The 19,991-nt window shown below is 62.6% G+C and carries 20 protein-coding genes; 12 read left to right on the plus strand and 8 right to left on the minus strand.

The annotated features are described in order from the left end of the window. Nucleotides 1-11 precede the first annotated feature (11 nt). On the minus strand, nt 12-572 hold the full coding sequence (locus ACP7AD_RS08500; protein ID WP_426147136.1) for an ATP synthase subunit I: 561 nt from the start codon (nt 570-572) through the stop codon (nt 12-14). Nucleotides 573-763: 191 nt separating this feature from the next. Here ACP7AD_RS08500 and ACP7AD_RS08505 point away from each other — a divergent pair, with 191 nt between their 5' ends. The 9 genes from ACP7AD_RS08505 (at nt 764) to lipA (ending at nt 11,285) form a co-directional block, all read left to right on the plus strand. Further along, nucleotides 764-1,210 (plus strand): DUF4149 domain-containing protein, encoded by a 447-nt coding sequence (locus ACP7AD_RS08505; protein ID WP_426147134.1) that lies wholly within the window; start codon nt 764-766, stop codon nt 1,208-1,210. A gap of 64 nt (nt 1,211-1,274) precedes the next feature. Continuing rightward, nucleotides 1,275-1,859 (plus strand): DUF2062 domain-containing protein, encoded by a 585-nt coding sequence (locus tag ACP7AD_RS08510; RefSeq protein WP_426147132.1) that lies wholly within the window; start codon nt 1,275-1,277, stop codon nt 1,857-1,859. 61 nt (nt 1,860-1,920) lie between these two features. Continuing rightward, a complete protein-coding gene (locus ACP7AD_RS08515) occupies nt 1,921-2,823 on the plus strand; it encodes a D-amino acid aminotransferase (protein WP_426147131.1) in 903 nt (300 codons plus the stop codon). After that, the gene (locus ACP7AD_RS08520; RefSeq protein ID WP_426147130.1) at nt 2,820-3,149 is read left to right on the plus strand and encodes a YbeD family protein; all 330 of its coding nucleotides are present in this window, start codon (nt 2,820-2,822) and stop codon (nt 3,147-3,149) included. Before ACP7AD_RS08515 ends, ACP7AD_RS08520 begins: the two co-directional genes overlap by 4 nt. Before the next feature lie 227 nt (nt 3,150-3,376). Next, nucleotides 3,377-5,029, plus strand: a complete 1,653-nt coding sequence (locus ACP7AD_RS08525; protein ID WP_426147128.1) for a site-specific DNA-methyltransferase — start codon at nt 3,377-3,379, stop codon at nt 5,027-5,029. Further along, a complete protein-coding gene (locus tag ACP7AD_RS08530; protein WP_426147126.1) occupies nt 5,029-6,738 on the plus strand; it encodes an ATP-binding protein in 1,710 nt (569 codons plus the stop codon). The genes ACP7AD_RS08525 and ACP7AD_RS08530 overlap by 1 nt, the downstream gene beginning before the upstream one ends. Nucleotides 6,739-6,889: 151 nt before the next feature. Further along, a complete protein-coding gene (locus tag ACP7AD_RS08535) occupies nt 6,890-9,568 on the plus strand; it encodes a DEAD/DEAH box helicase (protein WP_426147124.1) in 2,679 nt (892 codons plus the stop codon). A 13-nt stretch (nt 9,569-9,581) separates the two neighbouring features. After that, nucleotides 9,582-10,250 (plus strand): lipoyl(octanoyl) transferase LipB, encoded by a 669-nt coding sequence (gene lipB / locus ACP7AD_RS08540; RefSeq protein WP_426147122.1) that lies wholly within the window; start codon nt 9,582-9,584, stop codon nt 10,248-10,250. Nucleotides 10,251-10,286: 36 nt separating this feature from the next. Then, the gene (gene lipA, locus ACP7AD_RS08545) at nt 10,287-11,285 is read left to right on the plus strand and encodes a lipoyl synthase (protein WP_426147121.1); all 999 of its coding nucleotides are present in this window, start codon (nt 10,287-10,289) and stop codon (nt 11,283-11,285) included. Between the two features lie 15 nt (nt 11,286-11,300). Here the strand turns inward: lipA and ACP7AD_RS08550 are convergent, their stop codons facing one another. Then, nucleotides 11,301-11,489, minus strand: coding sequence for a hypothetical protein (locus ACP7AD_RS08550; protein ID WP_426147119.1), 189 nt, complete (start codon nt 11,487-11,489; stop codon nt 11,301-11,303). Nucleotides 11,490-11,745: 256 nt separating this feature from the next. Here ACP7AD_RS08550 and ACP7AD_RS08555 point away from each other — a divergent pair, with 256 nt between their 5' ends. Further along, the gene (locus ACP7AD_RS08555) at nt 11,746-12,582 is read left to right on the plus strand and encodes a DMT family transporter (RefSeq protein WP_426147117.1); all 837 of its coding nucleotides are present in this window, start codon (nt 11,746-11,748) and stop codon (nt 12,580-12,582) included. Between the two features lie 28 nt (nt 12,583-12,610). Here ACP7AD_RS08555 and ACP7AD_RS08560 read toward each other — a convergent pair whose 3' ends face one another. The 6 genes from ACP7AD_RS08560 to ACP7AD_RS08585 form a co-directional block, all read right to left on the minus strand. Next, a complete protein-coding gene (locus tag ACP7AD_RS08560) occupies nt 12,611-12,976 on the minus strand; it encodes a carboxymuconolactone decarboxylase family protein (RefSeq protein WP_426147115.1) in 366 nt (121 codons plus the stop codon). Between the two features lie 234 nt (nt 12,977-13,210). Continuing rightward, the gene (gene ptsP / locus ACP7AD_RS08565) at nt 13,211-14,986 is read right to left on the minus strand and encodes a phosphoenolpyruvate--protein phosphotransferase (RefSeq protein ID WP_426147114.1); all 1,776 of its coding nucleotides are present in this window, start codon (nt 14,984-14,986) and stop codon (nt 13,211-13,213) included. Nucleotides 14,987-15,257: 271 nt separating this feature from the next. After that, complete coding sequence (locus ACP7AD_RS08570) at nt 15,258-15,527, minus strand: HPr family phosphocarrier protein (RefSeq protein WP_029526525.1); 270 nt, start codon at nt 15,525-15,527, stop codon at nt 15,258-15,260. After that, a complete protein-coding gene (locus ACP7AD_RS08575; protein ID WP_426147113.1) occupies nt 15,496-15,939 on the minus strand; it encodes a PTS sugar transporter subunit IIA in 444 nt (147 codons plus the stop codon). Before ACP7AD_RS08575 ends, ACP7AD_RS08570 begins: the two co-directional genes overlap by 32 nt. A 5-nt stretch (nt 15,940-15,944) precedes the next feature. Continuing rightward, nucleotides 15,945-17,207 (minus strand): MFS transporter, encoded by a 1,263-nt coding sequence (locus ACP7AD_RS08580; RefSeq protein ID WP_426147111.1) that lies wholly within the window; start codon nt 17,205-17,207, stop codon nt 15,945-15,947. Nucleotides 17,208-17,211: 4 nt separating this feature from the next. Continuing rightward, entirely contained in the window at nt 17,212-17,745 is a 534-nt protein-coding gene (locus tag ACP7AD_RS08585; RefSeq protein ID WP_426147110.1) for a hypothetical protein, read from the minus strand. A gap of 275 nt (nt 17,746-18,020) precedes the next feature. Between ACP7AD_RS08585 and ACP7AD_RS08590 the strand changes: the two genes are divergently transcribed. Next, nucleotides 18,021-18,995, plus strand: a complete 975-nt coding sequence (locus ACP7AD_RS08590) for an ABC transporter ATP-binding protein (protein WP_426147109.1) — start codon at nt 18,021-18,023, stop codon at nt 18,993-18,995. After that, a complete protein-coding gene (locus ACP7AD_RS08595; protein ID WP_426147108.1) occupies nt 18,992-19,753 on the plus strand; it encodes an ABC transporter permease in 762 nt (253 codons plus the stop codon). Before ACP7AD_RS08590 ends, ACP7AD_RS08595 begins: the two co-directional genes overlap by 4 nt. The last annotated feature ends 238 nt before the right edge of the window (nt 19,754-19,991 follow it).

The following is a 19,991-nucleotide window of genomic DNA, read 5'->3' on the forward strand; positions in this document are numbered from 1 at the left end:
TCGTCAGTTCTTCAAAAATTATTGATCGATTTCTTGCGCGCCGAGCCAAACCACATGGCCACCCAGTACACCTTCATCGTCACCACGAAACCTGCCAGCAAAGCCAGCCAATTCAATCCTTCAACCAGCCTTGGCGCGGCGAACAACATCGCCACCGTCAAGGCAATCTTGACCATTTCCCAGACAAAAAATCCGACTAGCGCTGCATTTCCATGCGTTGCTGATTTTTGGCGCGACAGGCCCCGCGCAAACAGCGCTGCGGGAACGATCACCGCCAGCGCGCCGTAGCCCGCCGACCAGCCCATGCGCGCCTGACCGGTCACCAGCCAAGCCAATGCCGCCACCACGACGCCAACCCCAACCTGACCTGCCCACACAGCCCACAAGGAGAACGGAGGATTCAACTCCCGGACCTTTTTGGCTTCTTCGTGCGTCAGGGGCTTGAACCCTTCGTCTTGCGCCTCATCTGTCTCTTCTGCCTCATACGGCTTACCTAGCTTGCATGCCGCCACAGCACTTGGCTGGGCTGGATCTTCGGGGCGCTTTTGGCACTTTGCTGTTGCATCTGCCATTGTGTTCCTCACAAATTACATGAAGGTTACGAGCGCCAGTCTCAGCAAAGCCTCTGATTATACGTAGAAACCCCTGCGCTTTACCAAAAATAGCCATGCGTCTGCGCGGGAATGGCGCGGTTTCACGGGCGCTTTATGATCAGGCTCGGACCTGAACCACAATCGCGCCCCATTCTAATGAAAGACCGCCGATGCCAGCATTGATGAATTTCCTGCATGTCCTTGCGGCCATCGTCTGGCTTGGAGGGATCAGTTTCATGCTGTTTGCGCTGCGCCCCGCAGCGGCCGAACTCCTGGCGCCGCCGCAGCGGCTGCCCCTGATTGCGCAAACGCTGCAGCGCTTTTTCAAGCTGGTCTGGGTGACGATCGTGGTGCTGCTGCTGTCTGGCCTGGCGATGTTGTTGGGCGTGGGCATGAAGAACGCACCGGCCGGCTGGCACGCCATGCTGGGGATTGGCCTCGTGATGTTCGCGCTGTTCGGCCACCTGTATTTCGGACCTTTCCGCCGGCTCAAACACGCTGTCAGCGCGGCCGACTGGGCCGAAGGCGGCCGGCGCGTCGGGCAGGTTGCCACGCTCGCCACGGTCAACCTGGCGCTCGGCGTACTGGCCATCGCCGCTGTGTATTTTCTCGCCTGATGCATCCGCGAACCAGACTGCAGCGCGCTGCAAGGCCATCACCCGCCGCTTTGAACGCATCTTCATGAATGCCGACCAGCCCCCGACAAGCGCCCGCGGCAACTGGCGGACGGCTGGCCTTTTCAGCCGCCTTCGCGGTGCATTGCCCTGCCGCGAGGCACTGGCCGCCCATCCCTGGCTCAAGCCTGTGGCGCATCGCCTGCTCGACCGCCAGCTGTGGCACGCGCAGCATGAAGCCGTGGCGCGCGGCGTCGCCATCGGGATTTTCTGGGCCTTTGCCGTGCCCGTGGCGCAGTTCGCGCTGGCCACCCTGAACTGCGTCTGGTGGCGCGCCAATATTCCGGTCGCTGCCGGCATGACGCTGGTGACCAACCCGTTCACCATCGGCTTCTGGCTCTGGCTGGCATACCAACTGGGCAGCCTGGTGCTGGACGCGCCGCCGCCGGTTGCGCTGGCCGACGGCGCGGGGCTGCTGGCCTGGCTGGGCTCGTTCGGCGCGCCGGCCCTACTGGGCATGGGTATTTTTGCGCTCTGCGGCGCATTGACCGGCTACCTGGTCGTCAAGCTCGCCTGGCGCGTGCGCGTTGGCGTCAAGCGCTGGCGCAGGCAGAACACCCCCCGCGCCGCAGCCACACCGCCAGCCTGCTGAAATAACTTCTGCCTTTTTTCGTCACTATCCTGCCCCCAACCGCTGCCCGCAGCCACACCCCATGACCCTGTCCGCCGCCAACGCCTTGCCCGACACCCCTTGCTACCTCAACGGCGAGTTCAGCACGCTGCGCGACGCCAAGATCAGCGTGCTTGATCGCGGTTTCATCTTTGGCGATGGCGTCTATGAAGTGGTGCCGGCCTATGCGGGCAAGCTGTTTCGCTTCGAGCAGCACATGGCGCGGCTGAACCGCAGCCTGGCCGAACTGCGCATCGCCAATCCGCTGACGCACGACCAGTGGCGTGACACGTCACTTAAATTAATAGCTGACTATGTCCTGTCCACCGGCGCAGAGACCGAAAAAGGCAATCAACTGATCTACATCCAGGTGACCCGTGGCGTGGCCATGCGCGACCATCCGATGCTGCCCGGCCTCACGCCCACCGTGTTCATCATGGTCAACCCGATGAAACTGCCCAGCGAAGCGCAGCGCACGCAGGGCGTGGCCTGCATCAGCGCCGGCGACTTCCGCTGGGAAAAAGCGCACATCAAGAGCACCAGCCTGCTGGGCGCGGTGTTCTCGCGCCAGATCAGTTTCGATGCCGGCGCGCTGGAAACCGTCATGTTCCGGGGCGACCACCTGAGCGAAGCGGCCGCCAGCAACGTCTGGGTCGTCAAGAACGGCTCCGTGCTGGGGCCGCCCAAGAACCATCTGGTGCTCGAAGGCATTCGCTACGGCCTGATCGAGGACATCTGCCGCGCGGCCGGCATTGGTTTTGAACTGCGCCCCATCAGCCGGGCCGAGGTGCTGGCCGCCGACGAGCTGCTGCTGTCGTCGGCCACCAAGGAAATTTTGCCCATCACCCTGCTGGACGGCCAGCCGGTCGGCAACGGCCAGCCCGGCCCGGTCTATGCCAAACTGTACGCCGCCTACCAGCAAGCCAAACAGGAGACATCGACATGAGCGCTGAGAACGACAACGGCCACACGCCAGAAAACCAACCCGCAACCCCGCCCGACGCCGAAGCCCGCAAGGATTCGCTGATCGAGTACCCGTCGCTGTTCCCGATCAAGGTCATGGGCATCAAGGCCGAGGGCTATGTCCACGCGGTGACGCATATTGCCCACCAGTTCGACCCGACGTTTGACGCCTCGACCATCGAGCTACGCGAAAGCAAGGGCGGCAAGTACCTGGGCGTGACCATCACCGTGACGGCCACCAGCCGCGAGCAGCTTGACGAGCTGTACCGCACGCTGTCCACGCACCCGATGGTCAAAGTCGTGCTGTAAGGCGCAAGGCGATGGCGGCCGGGCCTTGGCGTGCCTGGCGCACGTTACGCTATGGGGCTGTCCTGCTTCACCCCCTTTCCCGAGCCGCATGAACGATTTTTTCGACGACAAGCTGCGCCATCCGCTGCCGCAAGCCACACAAAAACTGCCACGCCGCCCGAACCTGGAACGCCATGCCCACGCTTGACTGGCTGAACCGCGCCCAGGCCTTCACCACTGCCGCCCGCGTGCCCTACCGGCTGCTCGAAGAAGTGTCGGTTCATGCCGCCGCTGCGCCCGATGAAGCCGCCACGCCACCGGCCCTGCCCGCGCAGGCCGATTTGCTTGAAAACGACGCCGCGCCTGCCACGCGCCCAGGCGCCACCAGCGGCAACCTGCTGATTCAGGGCGACAACCTTGAAGCGATCAAGGCATTGCTGCCGTTTTACCGGGGGCAGGTCAAATGCATTTTTATCGACCCGCCCTACAACACCCGCAGCGCGTTCGAGCATTACGACGACAACCTCGAACATGCGCAGTGGCTCAGCATGATGCTGCCGCGCCTGCAACTGCTGCGTGAATTGTTAAGCGAGGACGGCTCGATCTGGGTGACGATTGACGACAACGAGGGCCATTACCTCAAGGTGCTGATGGACGAGGTGTTTGGGCGGGGGAATTTTGTGGCGAATGTGTTTTGGCAAAAAACGCATACCCGCGAAAACAGGACGGATGTATCCGCAGTGCATGACCACATTTTGCTATTTGCCAAAAAGCGGGATGGATGGAAGGAGATACGCAACGCGCTGCCGTCATCCGATGCCCAACTTGACCGATTCACAAACCCAGATAACGATCCACGCGGTGTATGGGCATCGCTACCAGCTCACGCAAAAGCAGAAAAGGGTCGGCGGGAAGCTCAGTTCTTCACCATAACTACGCCCTCTGGCCGAAAAGTTGACGCACCGCCTGGACGGTGCTGGCTTTACACAGAACCGAGATTTAGGGAAATGGTGGCAGATGGGCGGATATGGTTTGGTGAGGCCGGTGGAAACGCGCCCAGGGTTAAAAAATTTCTTACAGAAGTACAAGCGGGTTTGGTTCCTTCAACGTTTTGGCTACATGAGGAAGTCGGTAGCAATGGCCGAGCGAAGTCCGAACTGGTAGCACTTTTCCCCGGTGAAACCCCCTTCTCCACCCCGAAGCCAGAAGCACTGCTCCAGCGCATCATCCACATCGCCACCCACCCCGGCGACCTCGTCCTAGATTCCTTCCTCGGCTCGGGCACCACGGCCGCCGTCGCGCACAAGATGGGCCGGCGCTGGATCGGCATCGAAATGGGCGAGCACGCCGCCACGCATTGCCTGCCACGCCTGCAAAAGGTGATCGACGGCGAACAGGGCGGCATCAGCAAGGCGGTGAACTGGCAGGGCGGCGGCGGTTTTCGCTTCATGAAACTCGGCGCGCCCATCTTCGACGAACACGGCCGCATTCACCCCGACGTGCGTTTCGCCACGCTGGCCGCCTTCATCTGGCAGCAGGAAACCGGCGCCGCCTGGAACGCAGCCGTCGTCCAGCCGTGTACGCCCTACCTGGGAACTCACTATCAATTAGATAGCTACTCACACCCGCCAGATATGCGAGAAAGCCCTATTTTGTTCATAAAAAAGCCTTTGTTCGCCTGCTACCTGCTGTTCAACGGCATCCTGGGCGACAAGCGCCCGGCCAGCGGCAACGTGCTGACGCGCGAAGTGCTCGACGCCCTGCTGGCGCTGCACGCCGCCACGCCCAACCCCGACGCGCCGCTCCTGGTGTTCGGCGAAGCCTGCCGCCTTGGCCCCGCGCGGCTGGAACAGGCGAAGGTGACGTTCCGGCATATCCCGTATGACGTGAAGGCGCGGTGATGGGGATGATGTTGAGCAACCCGGAACAACTTGATGAATTCAGGCGCATGCCTGTGGAAACAGAATGGCTTGAATTCAAGGAAGCCAGGAACGGCTTTGATACGGACGCGCTGGGTCGCTATGTCTCGGCCTTGTCCAATGAAGCGAACCTGCACGGACGGGATGCGGGCTGGCTGATCTTTGGCGTTAAGGACAAGATCAATCCGGTCACGGATTCGCGGCCCGTGGTGGGCAGCCACTACGCGGCCACGGCAGCCGACCTCAATGAACTGAAGCGTCAGATATTCACCCACACCTCGCCCGCTGTCGGCTTGGGCGACCCGGTTGAAGTGGATCACCCGGACTGCGCGCCTGGCGCAAGGGTGCTGATGTGGCGCATTCCCGCCACCGCGCCCGGCATGCCCATGGCCTGGAAAGGCCACTACTACGGACGTTCAGGCGAGGCATTGGGTGCATTGCCGCTCAACAAACAAGACGCTTTGCGCGCGCAGTCCGTTATGCATGATTGGTCTGCCGTGCTGGCAACAGACGACTGGAGCTTGCTCGATCCGGCGGCCATCCAGCTAGCGCAAGACTTGTATAAACGTCGTCACGCCACCCATTTGCAAGTGCTGTCCGCCCTGCAACACAAGTCCGTCTCGGACTGGCTGCACGGCCTGCGGTTGGCGGTGAATGGAAAGCTGACCCGGGCTGCCTTGGTGTTATTGGGCAAGCCGGAAGCGGCAACGTGTCTGGGTGGCCCAACGCCCCGCCTGACATGGGTATTGACGGACCACCTGGGCACGATACAAACCCATCAGCACTTTGAGTTACCGCTGATCATCGCAATGGATCAACTGGTTGCCAGGTTGCGAATCATCGAGGTGAACTTGCTGCCGCCCCGGCAAACCGCACCGCTGAATCTGCCGAACTACGACGACTGGGTCATTCGGGAAGCGTTGCACAACTGCATAGCGCACCAGGACTATGCGCAAGGCGGACGGGTTCGGGTCACGGAAGCGCCCGATTCGCTCACATTTTTCAACCTGGGCTCTTTTCTGCCGGGTTCTGTCGAGCGCGTATTGGGCAGCCGGCAACCCGAGCAACGCTATCGCAATGCGTGTCTGGCCAACGCAATGGTGGAACTTGACCTGATTGAGACGCTTAACAGCGGCCTGCCCAAGATGTTCAGGTTGCAAAAAGAGCGGTTTTTCCCGTTGCCGGATTTTGAGTTTGGGCAGGCGCCCGATTCGGTCAGCGTGCGTCTTTATGGCAAGACGCTGGATGAAAAATACGTTCATGCCCTGATGTCAGCGACCGATCTGTCACTTGAAGAGGCGATCTTGCTGGACCGGGTGCAAAAAGGCCAGCCGCTGGAAACTGAACAAATCAAGCGCTTGCGTGCGAAAAAGCTGGTGGGGGGACGTGGGGCCAAGATTTTCATTTCGGCGCAAATGGCTGTGGCAACCGGGCAAGAAGTCAGTTATGTGAACCACAAAGGACTTGATCCCAGATATTACAAAGCACGGGTACTCGACTTATTGGCCCTGGGCCCACAACCCCGCCAGAAAATTAACGACCTGCTGTTACCCCAGCTCGCTGCCTCCATTCAAGACGATGTGCGCCGGAAGGAATACATCAAGAATTTATTGCAGGAAATGGCCCGTGACCAACAGATTGAAAACGCCGGAGGTGCCACGCGCGCGGCGAAATGGCGACTCAAAAACTGATTCCTGGATTGGATATCGACTGCGCAATCAGTATTGACTTATCCAATTCATCTCGCCAATAAAAATAATTTATCTTTATAAATCAATGACTTGCATTGGATAAATTAATTACTTAAAGACTAATTTAATCCAATCAAAAAACTCGAACCCAATGACCACCTTTGCCCTCAAGTCTTACCAGCAAGCCGCCCTGGACGCGCTGACCGCCTTTGCCCGCGCCGCCCAGGTCAAAGGCCCGGCGCTGGCGTTTGGCGAACTGGTGGGGCGGCCCTACAACCCGGATGCGTTTGGCGCGGTGCCTTGCGTGTGCCTGCGCATCCCGACGGGCGGCGGCAAGACGCTGCTGGCCGCGCATGCCATCGCCACGCTGGCGCGCGAGTGGCTGGCCAGCGACGCGCCGGTCGCGCTGTGGCTGGTGCCCAGCGACACGATCCGCAGCCAGACGCTGCGCGCGCTGCAAACCGCCGGCCATCCGTACCGCGACGCGCTGGAGGCGAGTTACGGCGCCGATGTTCGCGTCTGCGTGCTGGACGACCTGGCTGCGATTGCGCCCGGCGATTGGGGCCGGCGCGCCGTCGTGGTGGTGGCGACCATCCAGAGCTTTCGCATCGACGACACCGACAAGCGCAACGTGTACAGTTTTTCGGAAAGCTTCGAACGGCATTTTTCTGGCTACGACGCGCAAAAACTGCGTGTGCTGCACGACCTGCCTGATGCGCTGGTCACGGCGGCCGACGTGGCGGCCGACCGCACCGGCGTGCTGCGCGGCCGCGAGGGCCAGCCGCGCTGGAGCCTGGCGAACTGGCTGGCGCTGCACGCGCCGCTGTTGATCGTCGATGAGGCGCACAACACCAAGACCGACAAGAGCTTTACCGCGCTCAGGCGCCTGAACCCGAGCGTGATTCTGGAACTGACAGCCACGCCGATTCCGGCCAAAACCAATGTGCTGTACCACGTCAGCGCGCAGGAACTGGCGGCGGAAAGCATGATCAAGCTGCCAATTGCCCTTAGCGAACATCCGCAGGGCTGGCAGCAGGCGGTGTTTGCCGCCGTGCAACACCAGCGCGCGCTCGAAGGCGAGGCGCTGAAGGATGAGGCCGCAGGCTTTGGCTACGTCCGGCCCATCGTGCTGTTCCAGGCGCAAAACGAAAACGACGAAGTGCCGCCAGAAGCCCTGCGCCAGCATCTGCAAGACGAGTTGCACATTCCCGCCAACCAGATCAGGGTCGCCACCGGCGAGACGCGCGAACTCGAAGGGCTGGACCTGGCCGCGCGGAGCTGCCCGGTGCGCTTTGTCATCACCGTGCAGGCGCTGCGCGAAGGCTGGGACTGCCCGTTTGCCTATGTGCTGTGTTCGCTGCAAAAACTCTCCAGCGCCACGGCGGTCGAGCAGTTGCTGGGCCGGGTGCTGCGCATGCCTTACGCCAGCCCGCGCGGGCGCGACGCGCTGAATCGCGCTTACGCGCATGTCTGCGAGGCCAAATTTTCCAGCGCCGCCAGCGAACTGGCCGACCGGCTGATCAACCACATGGGGTTTGACGCGCTGGATGTGGCGTCGATGGTGGTGCAGCAGTCCTTGTTGCCGCTTTTTGAATCAAATCAGCCGTTTGCGCATCCTGCACCTGCTCCAGTAGCTACTGATTTTGTAGCAAGCTCGATTTCCCCGGAACTGCTGGCGGCGGCGGGCGTGGCGCTGGTGCCGTTCGCGGACGCGCAAAAACTCGTGGTCACCGGCCACATCAGCGCCGAAGTCGAGGCCTTGCTGGTCGAACAGGTGCGCGGCGCCAAAAAACAGGAAGCGGTGCGCGGCAAGGTGGCGCAGCACAACGCGCTGGTCGCAGCCCAGGGCGCGCCGGCCTCGCGCGGCGAGCGCTTTGCGCCGGTGCCGACGCTGGCCTACCGCATCACGCCGCAAGGCCAACTCTTTGCGCTGGAACGCGAAGCCGTGCTGGAGGCGGTGGAACTGGACCTTTTAAGCCCGCAAGCGGTGCAGTTGCCGGGTTTCCAGCTGGTCGAGCAGTCCAATGGCTTCGAGATTTACCTCAAGGACGCGCATATCCGGCTACGCGCCGCCGACGCCAGCCAGATCGCGATGGATTACGGCGACAGCACCCTCACCGCCGACGACCTGGTGCGCTGGCTGGACCAGCTGCTGTTTCAAAAGCTGCCCGACCTGACGCAAGGCCAGCGCAGCAGCTACTTCCGCGCGGTGGTCAGCCACCTGATGCATGAGCGCGGCTTGCCGCTGCTGGCGCTGGCCAGGGCGCGCTTCAAGCTGGCGCAGGACATCGAGGCGCGTGTCGGCGACTTGAAGGACAAGGCGGCCAGGGCCAGTTTCCGGCAACTGGTGCTGGAAGAAGCCTGGACGATCGAGCCCGACTGGACGCAGCCGCTGGTGTTCGAGGCCAGCCGCTACCCGGTTCCCGCCGGGTCGCGCTACGGCGGGCGTTACGAATTCCGCAAGCATTTCTACCCGGTGCTGGCCGATTTAAAGGACGGCGGCGAGGAATTCTCGTGCGCCCAGCTGCTGGACGGGCACAAAAACGTCAGGCAATGGGTGCGCAATCTGGTGACCGCGCCCTGCGGCTTTTCGCTGGCCACGTCAAAAGGCCGGTTTTTTCCGGACTTTGTGGCCGAACTGCTTGACGGGCGCGTTGCGGTTGTCGAATACAAGGGCGCGCACTTGCTCAACGACCCGTATGAGATTGAAAAACGGCAGGTCGGCGAGTTGTGGGCACGCAAAAGTGGCAAGCGCTGCCTGTTCGGGCAAATCGCCCTGCAAAAGAACGGTGTGGGCATGGCCGGGCAACTCGACGCCTTGCTGAACTGAGGCGGACAACACCATGAAAATACAACAACTCGGCCGCGTGGCCTACCTGCCCACCTACCAGGCGATGCAGGATTTCACCGCCGCGCGTATTGAGACCACACCTGACACGCTATGGATTTGCGAGCATCCTGCGGTTTATACGCAAGGGCTGGCGGGCAAAAAAGAGCATATTTTAAATCCCGGCGAGATCCCCGTGGTGCAGACCAACCGGGGCGGACAGGTGACCTTCCACGGCCCCGGCCAGGTGGTGGTCTATCCGCTGATCGACCTCAAGCGGGCCGGCTACTTCGTCAAGGAATATGTCTACCGCATCGAGGAATCGGTGATCCGAACGCTGGCGCATTTCGGCGTCACGGGCCACCGCGTCGCGGGCTCGCCCGGCATTTACGTGCGGCTCGACGACCCGTTTTCGCATGCCGCATTGTCCGGCCCGGCGCATCCGTCCGACCCGTTTCGCGGCCTGGGCAAGATTGCCGCGCTCGGCATCAAGGTCAGCCGCCACTGCACCTACCACGGCGTGGCGCTGAACGTGGCGATGAACCTCGAACCCTTCTCGCGCATCAACCCTTGCGGTTACGCAAATCTGAAAACCACGGACCTTTCTACAATCGGCGTACCGGCCAGCTGGCAGGAAGCCGCCAGCGTGCTGGGCCAACAGCTCGCCACCCGCCTGGCCCCCTGACCTGATGCCCTGCCCCAACCCGAAGCACCACACACCATGAGCACACCCGAAGTCGTCCGCGAAGTCCAGAGCCTGGAAACCTACAACCCGCTGGCCAAGCAAAAAGCCGCCGCCAAGCTGTCGCGCATTCCCGTCAAGGTGGTGCAGGGCGAAATTCTGAAAAAGCCCGACTGGATTCGCGTCAAGGCCGGCAGCCCGAGCACGCGCTTCTACGAGATCAAGCAAATCCTGCGCGAGAACAAGCTCAACACGGTGTGCGAGGAAGCGAGCTGCCCGAACATCGGCGAATGCTTCGGCAAGGGCACGGCGACCTTCATGATCATGGGCGACAAATGCACGCGCCGCTGCCCGTTTTGCGACGTTGGCCACGGCCGGCCTGACCCGCTGGACAAGGACGAGCCGCTGAACCTGGCGCGCACCATTGCCGCACTCAAGCTCAAATACGTGGTGATTACCAGCGTGGACCGTGACGATTTGCGCGACGGCGGCAGCGGCCATTTTGTCGAATGCATTCAGCGCATCCGCGAACTTTCACCCAGCACGCAGATCGAGGTGCTGGTGCCCGACTTCCGCGGCCGCGACGACCGCGCGCTGGAGATTTTGAAAGCCTCGCCGCCCGACGTGATGAATCACAACCTGGAAACCGCGCCACGCCTGTACAAGGAAGCGCGCCCTGGCTCCGATTACCAGTTCAGTTTGAACCTGCTGAAGAAGTTCAAGGCGCTGCACCCCAACGTGCCGACCAAGAGCGGCATCATGGTCGGCCTGGGCGAGACCGACGAGGAAATTTTGCAGGTGATGCAGGACATGCGTGACCACGGCATCAACATGCTGACGATTGGCCAGTACCTCGCGCCCTCGATGTCGCATTTGCCGGTGCGCCGTTATGTGCATCCGGACACCTTCAAGATGTTTGAAGCCAAGGCCTACGAGATGGGTTTCAGCCACGCCGCCGTCGGCGCGATGGTGCGCTCTAGCTACCACGCCGACGAGCAGGCGCATGCTGCCGGCGTGTCCGACAAGCCCGCTGCATAACGGGCCTGCGGCGTTTTAATACCGGTTGGGATTGTTCGGACGCCGGTCGTCCCGGTTGCGCACGCCGTCGCCGTCACGGTCGCCACCCCGGTGATGCCCGCCGCCGTAGTAGCCATCGGGCTGACCATTGCCGTAGGGGACCGGGTAAGCAACACAACCGGTCAGGCTGGTCGGTACCAGCACGATCGCTGCAAGTATTTTCACGGGTTTCTCCTGAACATCCACAGCGTCCGCTTGCGACAGGATGCTGTTGTCGGCAGCGTCGCAAACGCTTGTGCTGCTTCATTTCAGCCCCGGCACATGCCTGCGGGGTGTCTGCGGCGTGGCTGAAGCGTGAAGCTGGCTACAACATGTAACCTGCGATGTATGGTCCGCGCCATGGTTTGCCTGCGCTTGCGGTCCCAAAAATATGGCGTTTCGCGGTGAGTCAGCATTCAAAACGCCACTATGCTTGCGGCCCATGCCTGCCAACTTGTATGCACTGGGCGCCATCGCGCTCTGGATTTCCCTTGCCACGCTCGGTGTCGCGCTCAAGCACATTCCCCCGTTTCTGCTGACCGGCGTGGCCCTGCTCATGGGCAGCCTGCTGGCGCTGCCCTTCGTGCTGAAGGACCGGCGGGCGTGGCGGATTCCGCCCGGCACGCTGGTGCTTGGCGTTTGCGGCCTGTTCGGCTACCACTTCCTGCTGTTCATCGCCCTGCGCCATGCGCCGCCGGTCGAGGCGAACCTGGTCAACTACCTGTGGCCGCTGCTCATGGTGGTGCTGGCGCCGCTGTTGCTGGCCGGGCTCAAGCTGCGCGCGCTGCATGTGGTGGCGGCGCTGCTGGGGTTTGGCGGCGCGGCGATTGCCATTCTGGGTGCCAGCCAGGGCGTGACGGGCGGCTGGTCGTGGGGTTTTATTCCGGCGCTGGCGTCGGCCTTCATCTGGGCCAGCTATTCGCTGCTGACGCAGCGCGTCAAGCCATTTCCGACGGCGGCCATCGGCCTGTTCGGCTTGGTGTCGGGGCTGCTGTCGCTGCTGTGCCATTGGGCGCTGGAGCCGCTGGTGGCGCTCAGCGGCCGCGACTGGCTGCTGCTGGCGGTGATGGGGCTGGGGCCGCTGGGCGGCGCGTTTTTCCTCTGGGACAAGGCGCTCAAGCTGGGCGATGCGCGGCAGATCGGCATCCTGAGCTACCTCACGCCGCTGGGCTCGACCGCGCTGCTGATGCTGGTCAGCGGCCGGCCGCTGAGCTGGAGCATTGGACTGTCGGCGGTGATGATTCTGGGGGCGGCGCTACTCGGGACCCGCGTGAAATAACGGTCGCCTGCCCCGTGCTCGGCAGCCCTTATGGCGCAGCAGCTGGCGCAACGAGGGACAGAGCCTCCCAGGCCTTGATGGTTTCGGCGGCATACATCAGCGCCGGCCCGCCGCCCATGTAGACGCACACGGCCAGCATTTCCTCCAGTTCAGCGCGCGTGCATTCCAGCTTGTGCAGCGCCTTGACATGAAAACCGATGCAGCCCGAGCAATGCTGCGTAATGCCGATGGCCAGCGCCATCAGCTCCTTGTGCTTGGCGCTGATGGCGCCCTCGCCCATGGCGGCCCGCGCCAGCTGGCCGAATCCGGCCATGGCTTCAGGCTGAGCCTTGCGAAAAGGCGCCAGACCTTCGTTGATGTTGTGAATCAAGGTACTGTGATCAAAGGTACTCATGTGGATGTCCTGGGGTTGCGCTGCATGCCGGGTGGCCGCTGCATAAACATGGATTGTCGGGCGTGAAGGGAGCGCACGCTGCCCGTGAGCGACCCGCAACCAGCCGGCCCCAACCACTTTTTATACCTTTTAGGCCTCTAGCGTACGACCTGCGGACGCAAGCAGCTATCAAATATGAAGCATTTACACTGGTGTGTACGGCATCCGGCCGGTCTGCTTGCGAAGAAACGGCGCCTACAGCAGCGCCGCAGGGTCTTCGCTGTTCAGCACTTCCTGCGCCCACAGCCTGAGCTTTGCGGCGTCCGCGCGCAGCACCTGCTGCTTGACCGACAGGATCTGCGACGGATGCATGGAAAAGCTGCGCAGCCCCAAGCCGAGCAACAGCCGCGTCATGTGTACGTCGCCGGCCATTTCGCCGCAGACGCTGACGCCCTTGCCCTGGGCATTGCATATGGCAATCGTGTCAGCGATCAGGCGCAACACGGCCGGATGACAGGGGTCGTACAGGTGCGCGACGGTCTCATCAGAGCGGTCGATGGCCAGCGTGTACTGCGTTAGGTCGTTGGTGCCGATCGACAGGAAATCAAAATACTTGAGAAACAGCGGCACCGTGAGCGCTGCCGCCGGAATCTCGATCATCGCGCCCAGCCGCACCGGTCCGTGAACGAAGCCCCGGGCGTCGAGCTGCACGCGCGCCTGGTTGATCAGGTCCAGCGTCTGGCGGATTTCGCTGGCATGGGCCAGCATGGGCACCAGCAGGTTGACCTGGCCGTGGGCGGCGGCGCGCAAAATGGCACGCAGCTGCGTCAAAAACATCGGCGGATCGGCCAGGCTCCAGCGGATGGCGCGCAGCCCGAGCGCCGGGTTCAGGTGGCTTTCCTGCGCCTTGGATGTCGGCCGGTCCAGGGGCTTGTCGGAGCCGATATCGACGGTGCGGATGGTCACCGGCAGGCCCTGCATGCCTTCGATGGCCTTGCGGTAGGCCAGGTATTGCTCGTTCTCGTCGGGCAGCTTGCCATTGCGGCCCATGAACAAAAATTCGCTGCGGAACAGCCCCACGCCCACCGCGCCGGCCTCGACCGCGCCCAGCGTGTCGTCGGGCATTTCGATATTGGCCAGCAACTCGATGCGCTGCCCGTCCAGCGTCAGCGCCGGGGTGTGGCGCAGGCGGTTGAGCCGCTGGCGCTCGAGTTCGCCCTGGCGCTGCTTGAAGCCGTATTCGGCCAGGATGATGGGCGACGGATCGACGATCAGCACGCCGGCATCGCCGTCGATGATCACCCAGTCGTCCTGCTTGATCAGCTGGCTGGCGCTGCGCGCGCCGACCACCGCCGGAATGTCCATGCTGCGCGCGACGATGGCGGTGTGCGAGGTACGGCCACCCACGTCGGTGGCAAAGCCGGCAAACAGACTCTGCTTGAACTGCAGCATGTCGGCCGGCGAAATGTCGTGCGCCACCAGCACCAGCGGCACATCGAGCGTGTCGTCGAGCAGCAGGTCCTGCTGCGCCTGCCGACGGCTGCTGCCGGCCCGCGCCGCGCCCTGGCGGGCCGCCTGCAGCGGCGAGGCCGAGCCTTTCATGTGGCACAGGATGCGCTCGACGACCTGTTCCAGGTCGGCCTTGCGCTCGCGCAGGTAGGCGTCCTCCATCTCGTCGAACTGGCGCGCAATCAGTTCGTACTGCGTGGTGAGCGCCCATTCGGCGTTGTAATGGCGCTCGGTGATCCAGTGCTTCACGCCGCTGATCAGCATTTCGTCCTGCAGCAGCATCAAATGCACGTCGAGCAGCGCGGCGATTTCATGCGGCGCGTCCTTGGGCAGGTCATGCTGCAAACGCATGATCTCTTCCATGACCGCATTGCGCGACAACCTGACGCGCGCAATCTCGTCATTGGTGGTCGCCGGGTCGATGAAGTAATGGCTGACATCGGCCCGGCTCGACGCCACCAGCACCGCGCGGCCAATCGCCACGCCGCGCGACACCGCCAGGCCGTGGACGGAAAACGTCATTCAGAGGCTCCTGAAAAAAGCGCCGGACAGTCTAAGAAACGTGACGGCAAAGAAGTGAGCGCAGTGGTTTGAAGCAAGTCAGGGCCGCAGAACCGGCTTTGCCGGGCTGCAGGCGCAGCGGCCCCCTCGGGGGGCAGCGCAGCACACGAAGTGGCAAGCGTAGGGGCTAGTCCTTGCAAGTTCCGGCCGCGGAACCGGCTTTGCCGGGCCGCAGGCGGGGCGGCCCCCTCGGGGGGCAGCGAACCACGCGCAGCGGGGAGCGTGGGGGCCATCACTCCCCTTCGCCGAATTTGTCCGCCACCAGCGCCAGCAAGGCATCCATGGCGGCCTGCTCGTCCTCGCCTTGGGTTTCGATCTCGACGCTGCTGCCGATGCCGGCGGCCAGCATCATCACGCCCATGATGCTTTTGGCATTGACCCGGCGCTCGCCCTTGCTCATCCAGACCTCGCTGCGAAAACTGCCGGCGAGCTTGGTGAATTTGGCGGAGGCTCTAGCATGCAGGCCCAGCTTATTGCTGATGGTCGTGCGGGTCTTGATCATGGTTTCTTTGTACTTGGTTTTGAGGGGCGGTCACGGCCACCTGCATCACGCCCTGGCTGGCGCCGGCCAGCGCGCGCGCCACCAGCGCATCAAGTGCTTCGTGGCGGTAGCACACGGCGCGCAGCAGCATGGGCAGGTTCATGCCGGTCACCAGCTTGGTGTTGATGCCGTCGGCCAGCTTTTGCGCGACATTGCAGGGCGTTGCGCCAAAAATATCGGTCAGCACCAGCGCCTGGGGCAGGCCGAGCTGCTTGAGCACGAGGCCTGCCTGCGCCAGCGTTTCCTCGGGCGGCATCTGCGGCTGCACGTCGAACGCCGCCACGCCGGTGTCGTTGTCGGGAAAGACATGGCGCACGCACTGGAGAAAGGCAGAGGCCAGCGGTGCATGGGCGATGATGAGAATGCCGTTCATTGCGCTCAATTATCAGCTTTCACAGTGACAAAGTAGCCATACGCGGCGATACCGCAACACAAATAGACCGCCATGGCCGCCTGGAAGCTGGCGATCTGCGCCAGGCCCATGGCTGCAAAACCGTCAATCAGCAGCCCCAGGCCCCACTGGGCGACAAACACGCCGGCAAAAATGACCAGGTTGAAAGCCGACAGCGCGCGTCCGGCCAGTCCGGCCCGAAACGACATGCCGACGGCCGGCTGGGCCAGCCCCATGACGCTCGATGTCATGCAAAACAGCGCCCAGCCCAGCCAGCCGGTGGCGCTGCCGGCCAGGATGTTGAAGGCCAGTACCGCCAGGCTGAGCGGAATCCCCCAGGCGATCAGGCGCGCGGCCGACCAGCCACGGCGGGCAAGGTGGGGGTTGACCATGCCCCAGCCCCAGAAGGTCACCAGCATGCAGGCATTGATCCAGAAAAGGCCGGTGGCCGATTCCAGCGCGGTGTGGCCGGCCACCCTCACCATCCACGGCCCGGCCCACAGCGTCTGGATGGCGACCATGCCGCCGTAGTGGAAGAAAGCCAGCGGCGCCATCTTGTGAAAATAGCGGCTGCGCCAGATGGGCGCATAACCGGATTCGACAAGCATGGCGGGTTCTGGCGGCAACCCAGCGGGCGTCGGCGACGCAGTGGCCCGCCAGCGCGGGACGACCCAGGCAATGGCCGCCATCGACAACACGATCAGCGCCGCCAGCAGCCAAAACAGGGCGCGCCAGCCGGTCAGCGGCATCAGCCACTGCACCGGCAGCGTCGAGGCCAGCATGCCGAGCGAGCCGGTCATCAGCATCCATGAATTGGCGCGCAGCAGCGTGGCCGCGTCAAACCAGCGGCGGTAACCGGTCAGCGCAGCCATCAGGCAGGCGCCCACGCCCATGCCGACCAGCACGCGCGCAGTCAGCAGACCGGCAAAACTGCCGGCGGCTGAAAACGCCAGGCAGCCGACCACCGCCAGGCTCAGGAACCACAAAATGACGCGCTTGGGGCCATGCCGGTCCAGCCAGGCGCCCAGCGGCAGCTGGACGGCGGCGAAACCGAGGAAATAACCGCCCGCCAGCAAGCCCAGATCCCGGGACTGGAGCGAAAACTCCTGCGTCAGCACCGGCGCGAGCGTGGCGGTGATGGAGCGCAGCAGCGTCGAGAAAAAATAGGCCCCGGCAAACGCCAGGAAAACCAGGGTTGCCGCGCGGGCGCCCAGCCGTTCCGGCAAGGGGACTGCATCTGTTGGCGTCACGGTGTCATTCGAACTTCAGGCTGGAAAAAAATGTTTCCGCCGCCTCGGGCGCGATGCGCGGCGCATACATCACCACCTGGAACAATTGCGAGCCGTGCGCAAAATAGGCGGCTTGGGTGCTCACGGCAGAACCGTCGGCGCGCTGCCCCTGCGCCTGCAGGCGGGTGACGGGCGTGCCGGGCGCTGTGCCAGGGAGCGTCAAAGGCAGCATCTGGCGGCTGGCGGGCGCGGCCTTCATGTTGGCCAGCGCCAGTTCCTGCCACAGCGCCAGCACCGAAGCCGCTTGCGCGGCGTCGCCCACATCGGCGGTGGCGACGGCAAAGGTCGCACCGTCCGCATCGCAGCCGAGCATAGCCAGCGACGTCGGCCGCCCGCCCAGCGGAACGAGCTTTTGCGCCTTGTCGGGCTTGCAGGGCAGGAGCAGGTTCAGCCGCGTGCCTTCGGGGCGTACTTCGCGCCAGTTGAGCGCCGGGCTGCAGGCGGCCAGCGCCAGCAGGGCGGCCAGTCCGGCGGGCAAAAAAGTCGGGGGTTGGATCATTGAGCGCAGCAAAGCCTTTTGAAAAGCGGCAATCATGGGTAGCCCTTCACTTTACAGGCCCCGGTCAGGTCCAGGGGCCGACGGCCTTTGCCGGCAGTCCCTGCAGGCTGCAATGACCTAGCGTGTCGTCACTGCTGAAGCGAGTGCCCGCTACACTTTAAAAAAAAACCTGAGCCCTGGCTGGTCGTGCCGCAGCACCATAACACTCTCTTTTTAATAGCTTCTTGCGCAGGCACAGCAAGGGCTAAAAGCACATTTGACTCTGAGAGCACCACTTGCAACCCATCATTTCCATCAACCAGCTCAGCAAAACCTACGCATCGGGCTTCCAGGCGCTCAAGTCGATCGACCTGGACATCCAGCGCGGCGAGATCTTCGCCTTGCTGGGCTCCAATGGCGCCGGCAAGACCACGCTGATCAACATCATCTGCGGCATCGTCACGCCGAGCTCTGGCAGCGTGACAGCCGACGGGCACGACATCGTGCGCGATTTCCGGGCCGCGCGCGCCAAGATCGGCCTGGTGCCGCAAGAGCTGTCCACCGACTCCTTTGAAAGCGTCTGGTCCACCGTGCGCTTCAGCCGCGGCCTGTTCGGCAAGCCGGCCAACCCGGCCCATCTTGAAAAGGTCCTGCGCCAGCTCTCGCTGTGGGACAAAAAAGACAGCCGCATCATGGCGCTTTCGGGCGGCATGAAACGCCGGGTGCTGATCGCCAAGGCGCTGTCGCACGAGCCGCAGATTTTATTTCTGGACGAGCCCACGGCCGGCGTCGATGTGGAACTGCGCCGTGACATGTGGGACATGGTGCGCGATCTGCGGACCAGCGGTGTCACCATCATCCTGACGACGCACTACATCGAGGAAGCCGAGCAGATGGCCGACCGCATCGGCATCATCCGCAAGGGAGAGCTGATTTTGGTGGAAGACAAGGCGGTGCTGATGCGCAAGCTCGGCAAAAAGCAGCTGACGCTGCAATTGCAAACGCCGCTGCAGCAGATTCCGCCAGCGCTGGCGGGCTTGCCGCTGGAACTCGCGCAAGGCGGCCATGCGCTGGTCTATTCCTTCGATGCGCACACCGAAGACACAGGCATTGCCCCGCTGCTTAAACAGCTGAGCGACCTGGGCATCGAGTTCAAGGACCTGCATTCGAGCGAGCGCTCGTTAGAGGACATTTTCGTCAGCCTGGTGCACGCCGACTCACCGGCTGCGGCGGCCGGTTCGGTTCCGGCGCTGGTCAAGGAGGCTGTATGAACTGGCATGCCATCGGCGCCATTTACCGTTTTGAGATTTCCCGCACCTTTCGCACGCTGACCCAGTCGATTGTGTCGCCGGTGCTGTCAACGTCGCTGTACTTCATCGTCTTCGGCACCGCGATTGGCTCGCGCATGGGCAGCATCGACGGCATCAGCTACGGCGCCTTCATCATCCCCGGCCTGATCATGCTGTCGCTGCTCAACGAGAGCATTTCCAATGCATCCTTTGGCATCTACATGCCCAAGTGGTCAGGCACGATTTACGAGCTGCTGTCGGCCCCGGTGTCGTTTGTGGAGGTGGTCATCGGCTATGTCGGCGCGGCAGCCAGCAAATCGGTCTTGCTGGGCCTGTTGATCCTGGCGACTTCCCGCCTTTTCGTGCCGTATGAGATTGCGCACCCGTTCTGGATGCTGTGCTTTTTGCTCCTCACGGCGGTCACCTTCAGCCTGTTCGGTTTTATCGTCGGGCTCTGGGCGGACAACTTTCAAAAGTTGCAGATTATTCCGATGATGGTGGTCACGCCGCTTACCTTTTTGGGCGGCGCTTTTTATTCCATCAGCATGCTGCCGCCGATGTGGCAAAGCATCACGCTGTTCAACCCGGTGGTCTATCTGATCAGTGGCTTTCGGTGGAGCTTTTACGGCGTGGCCGATGTGAATGTCGGCCTTAGCTTGGCGGCCATTCTGGTATTTTTGACCTTGTGCATGGGCGCGGTGTGGCTGATTTTTCGCACGGGCTGGAAGCTCAAGGTTTGATGCCTTCCTTCGTTTTGGGCTCGTTCAGCCTTCAAGCTGGCGGGCGCTGGCTTGAAGAACTGCGCAAACCGGCACAACGAAAGCCTTTTATTGCGTTGAACTTTTTGCTATTTTATTTATAGCTGTAAAATCAGCTGCGACTAGCGCAAACGTTACTTTTTATTCAAAAATTTAACCTACTGCACTGCCCGGATGCTGCCCGGCTTAGGCCAGCTTCGGGCGCGCCTGCGGCGGCAAA

Origin of the sequence: Polaromonas sp. DSP2-3-2b2, assembly GCF_049895905.1 — a bacterium.
Taxonomy (GTDB): domain Bacteria; phylum Pseudomonadota; class Gammaproteobacteria; order Burkholderiales; family Burkholderiaceae_C; genus Polaromonas.

Bases quoted from the DNA above. Each gene is read 5' to 3' on its own strand.
- ACP7AD_RS08500 (WP_426147136.1), bottom strand. From the start codon at position 572: ATGGCAGATGCAACAGCAAAGTGCCAAAAGCGCCCCGAAGATCCAGCC.
- ACP7AD_RS08570 (WP_029526525.1), bottom strand. From the start codon at position 15,527: ATGATCAAGACCCGCACGACCATCAGCAATAAGCTGGGCCTGCATGCT.
- ACP7AD_RS08510 (WP_426147132.1), top strand. From the start codon at position 1,275: ATGAATGCCGACCAGCCCCCGACAAGCGCCCGCGGCAACTGGCGGACG.
- lipB (WP_426147122.1), top strand. From the start codon at position 9,582: ATGAAAATACAACAACTCGGCCGCGTGGCCTACCTGCCCACCTACCAG.
- ACP7AD_RS08520 (WP_426147130.1), top strand. From the start codon at position 2,820: ATGAGCGCTGAGAACGACAACGGCCACACGCCAGAAAACCAACCCGCA.
- ptsP (WP_426147114.1), bottom strand. From the start codon at position 14,986: ATGACGTTTTCCGTCCACGGCCTGGCGGTGTCGCGCGGCGTGGCGATT.
- ACP7AD_RS08505 (WP_426147134.1), top strand. From the start codon at position 764: ATGCCAGCATTGATGAATTTCCTGCATGTCCTTGCGGCCATCGTCTGG.
- ACP7AD_RS08560 (WP_426147115.1), bottom strand. From the start codon at position 12,976: ATGAGTACCTTTGATCACAGTACCTTGATTCACAACATCAACGAAGGT.
- ACP7AD_RS08530 (WP_426147126.1), top strand. From the start codon at position 5,029: ATGGGGATGATGTTGAGCAACCCGGAACAACTTGATGAATTCAGGCGC.
- ACP7AD_RS08515 (WP_426147131.1), top strand. From the start codon at position 1,921: ATGACCCTGTCCGCCGCCAACGCCTTGCCCGACACCCCTTGCTACCTC.
- ACP7AD_RS08575 (WP_426147113.1), bottom strand. From the start codon at position 15,939: ATGAACGGCATTCTCATCATCGCCCATGCACCGCTGGCCTCTGCCTTT.
- ACP7AD_RS08585 (WP_426147110.1), bottom strand. From the start codon at position 17,745: ATGATCCAACCCCCGACTTTTTTGCCCGCCGGACTGGCCGCCCTGCTG.
- ACP7AD_RS08535 (WP_426147124.1), top strand. From the start codon at position 6,890: ATGACCACCTTTGCCCTCAAGTCTTACCAGCAAGCCGCCCTGGACGCG.
- ACP7AD_RS08595 (WP_426147108.1), top strand. From the start codon at position 18,992: ATGAACTGGCATGCCATCGGCGCCATTTACCGTTTTGAGATTTCCCGC.
- ACP7AD_RS08555 (WP_426147117.1), top strand. From the start codon at position 11,746: ATGCCTGCCAACTTGTATGCACTGGGCGCCATCGCGCTCTGGATTTCC.
- lipA (WP_426147121.1), top strand. From the start codon at position 10,287: ATGAGCACACCCGAAGTCGTCCGCGAAGTCCAGAGCCTGGAAACCTAC.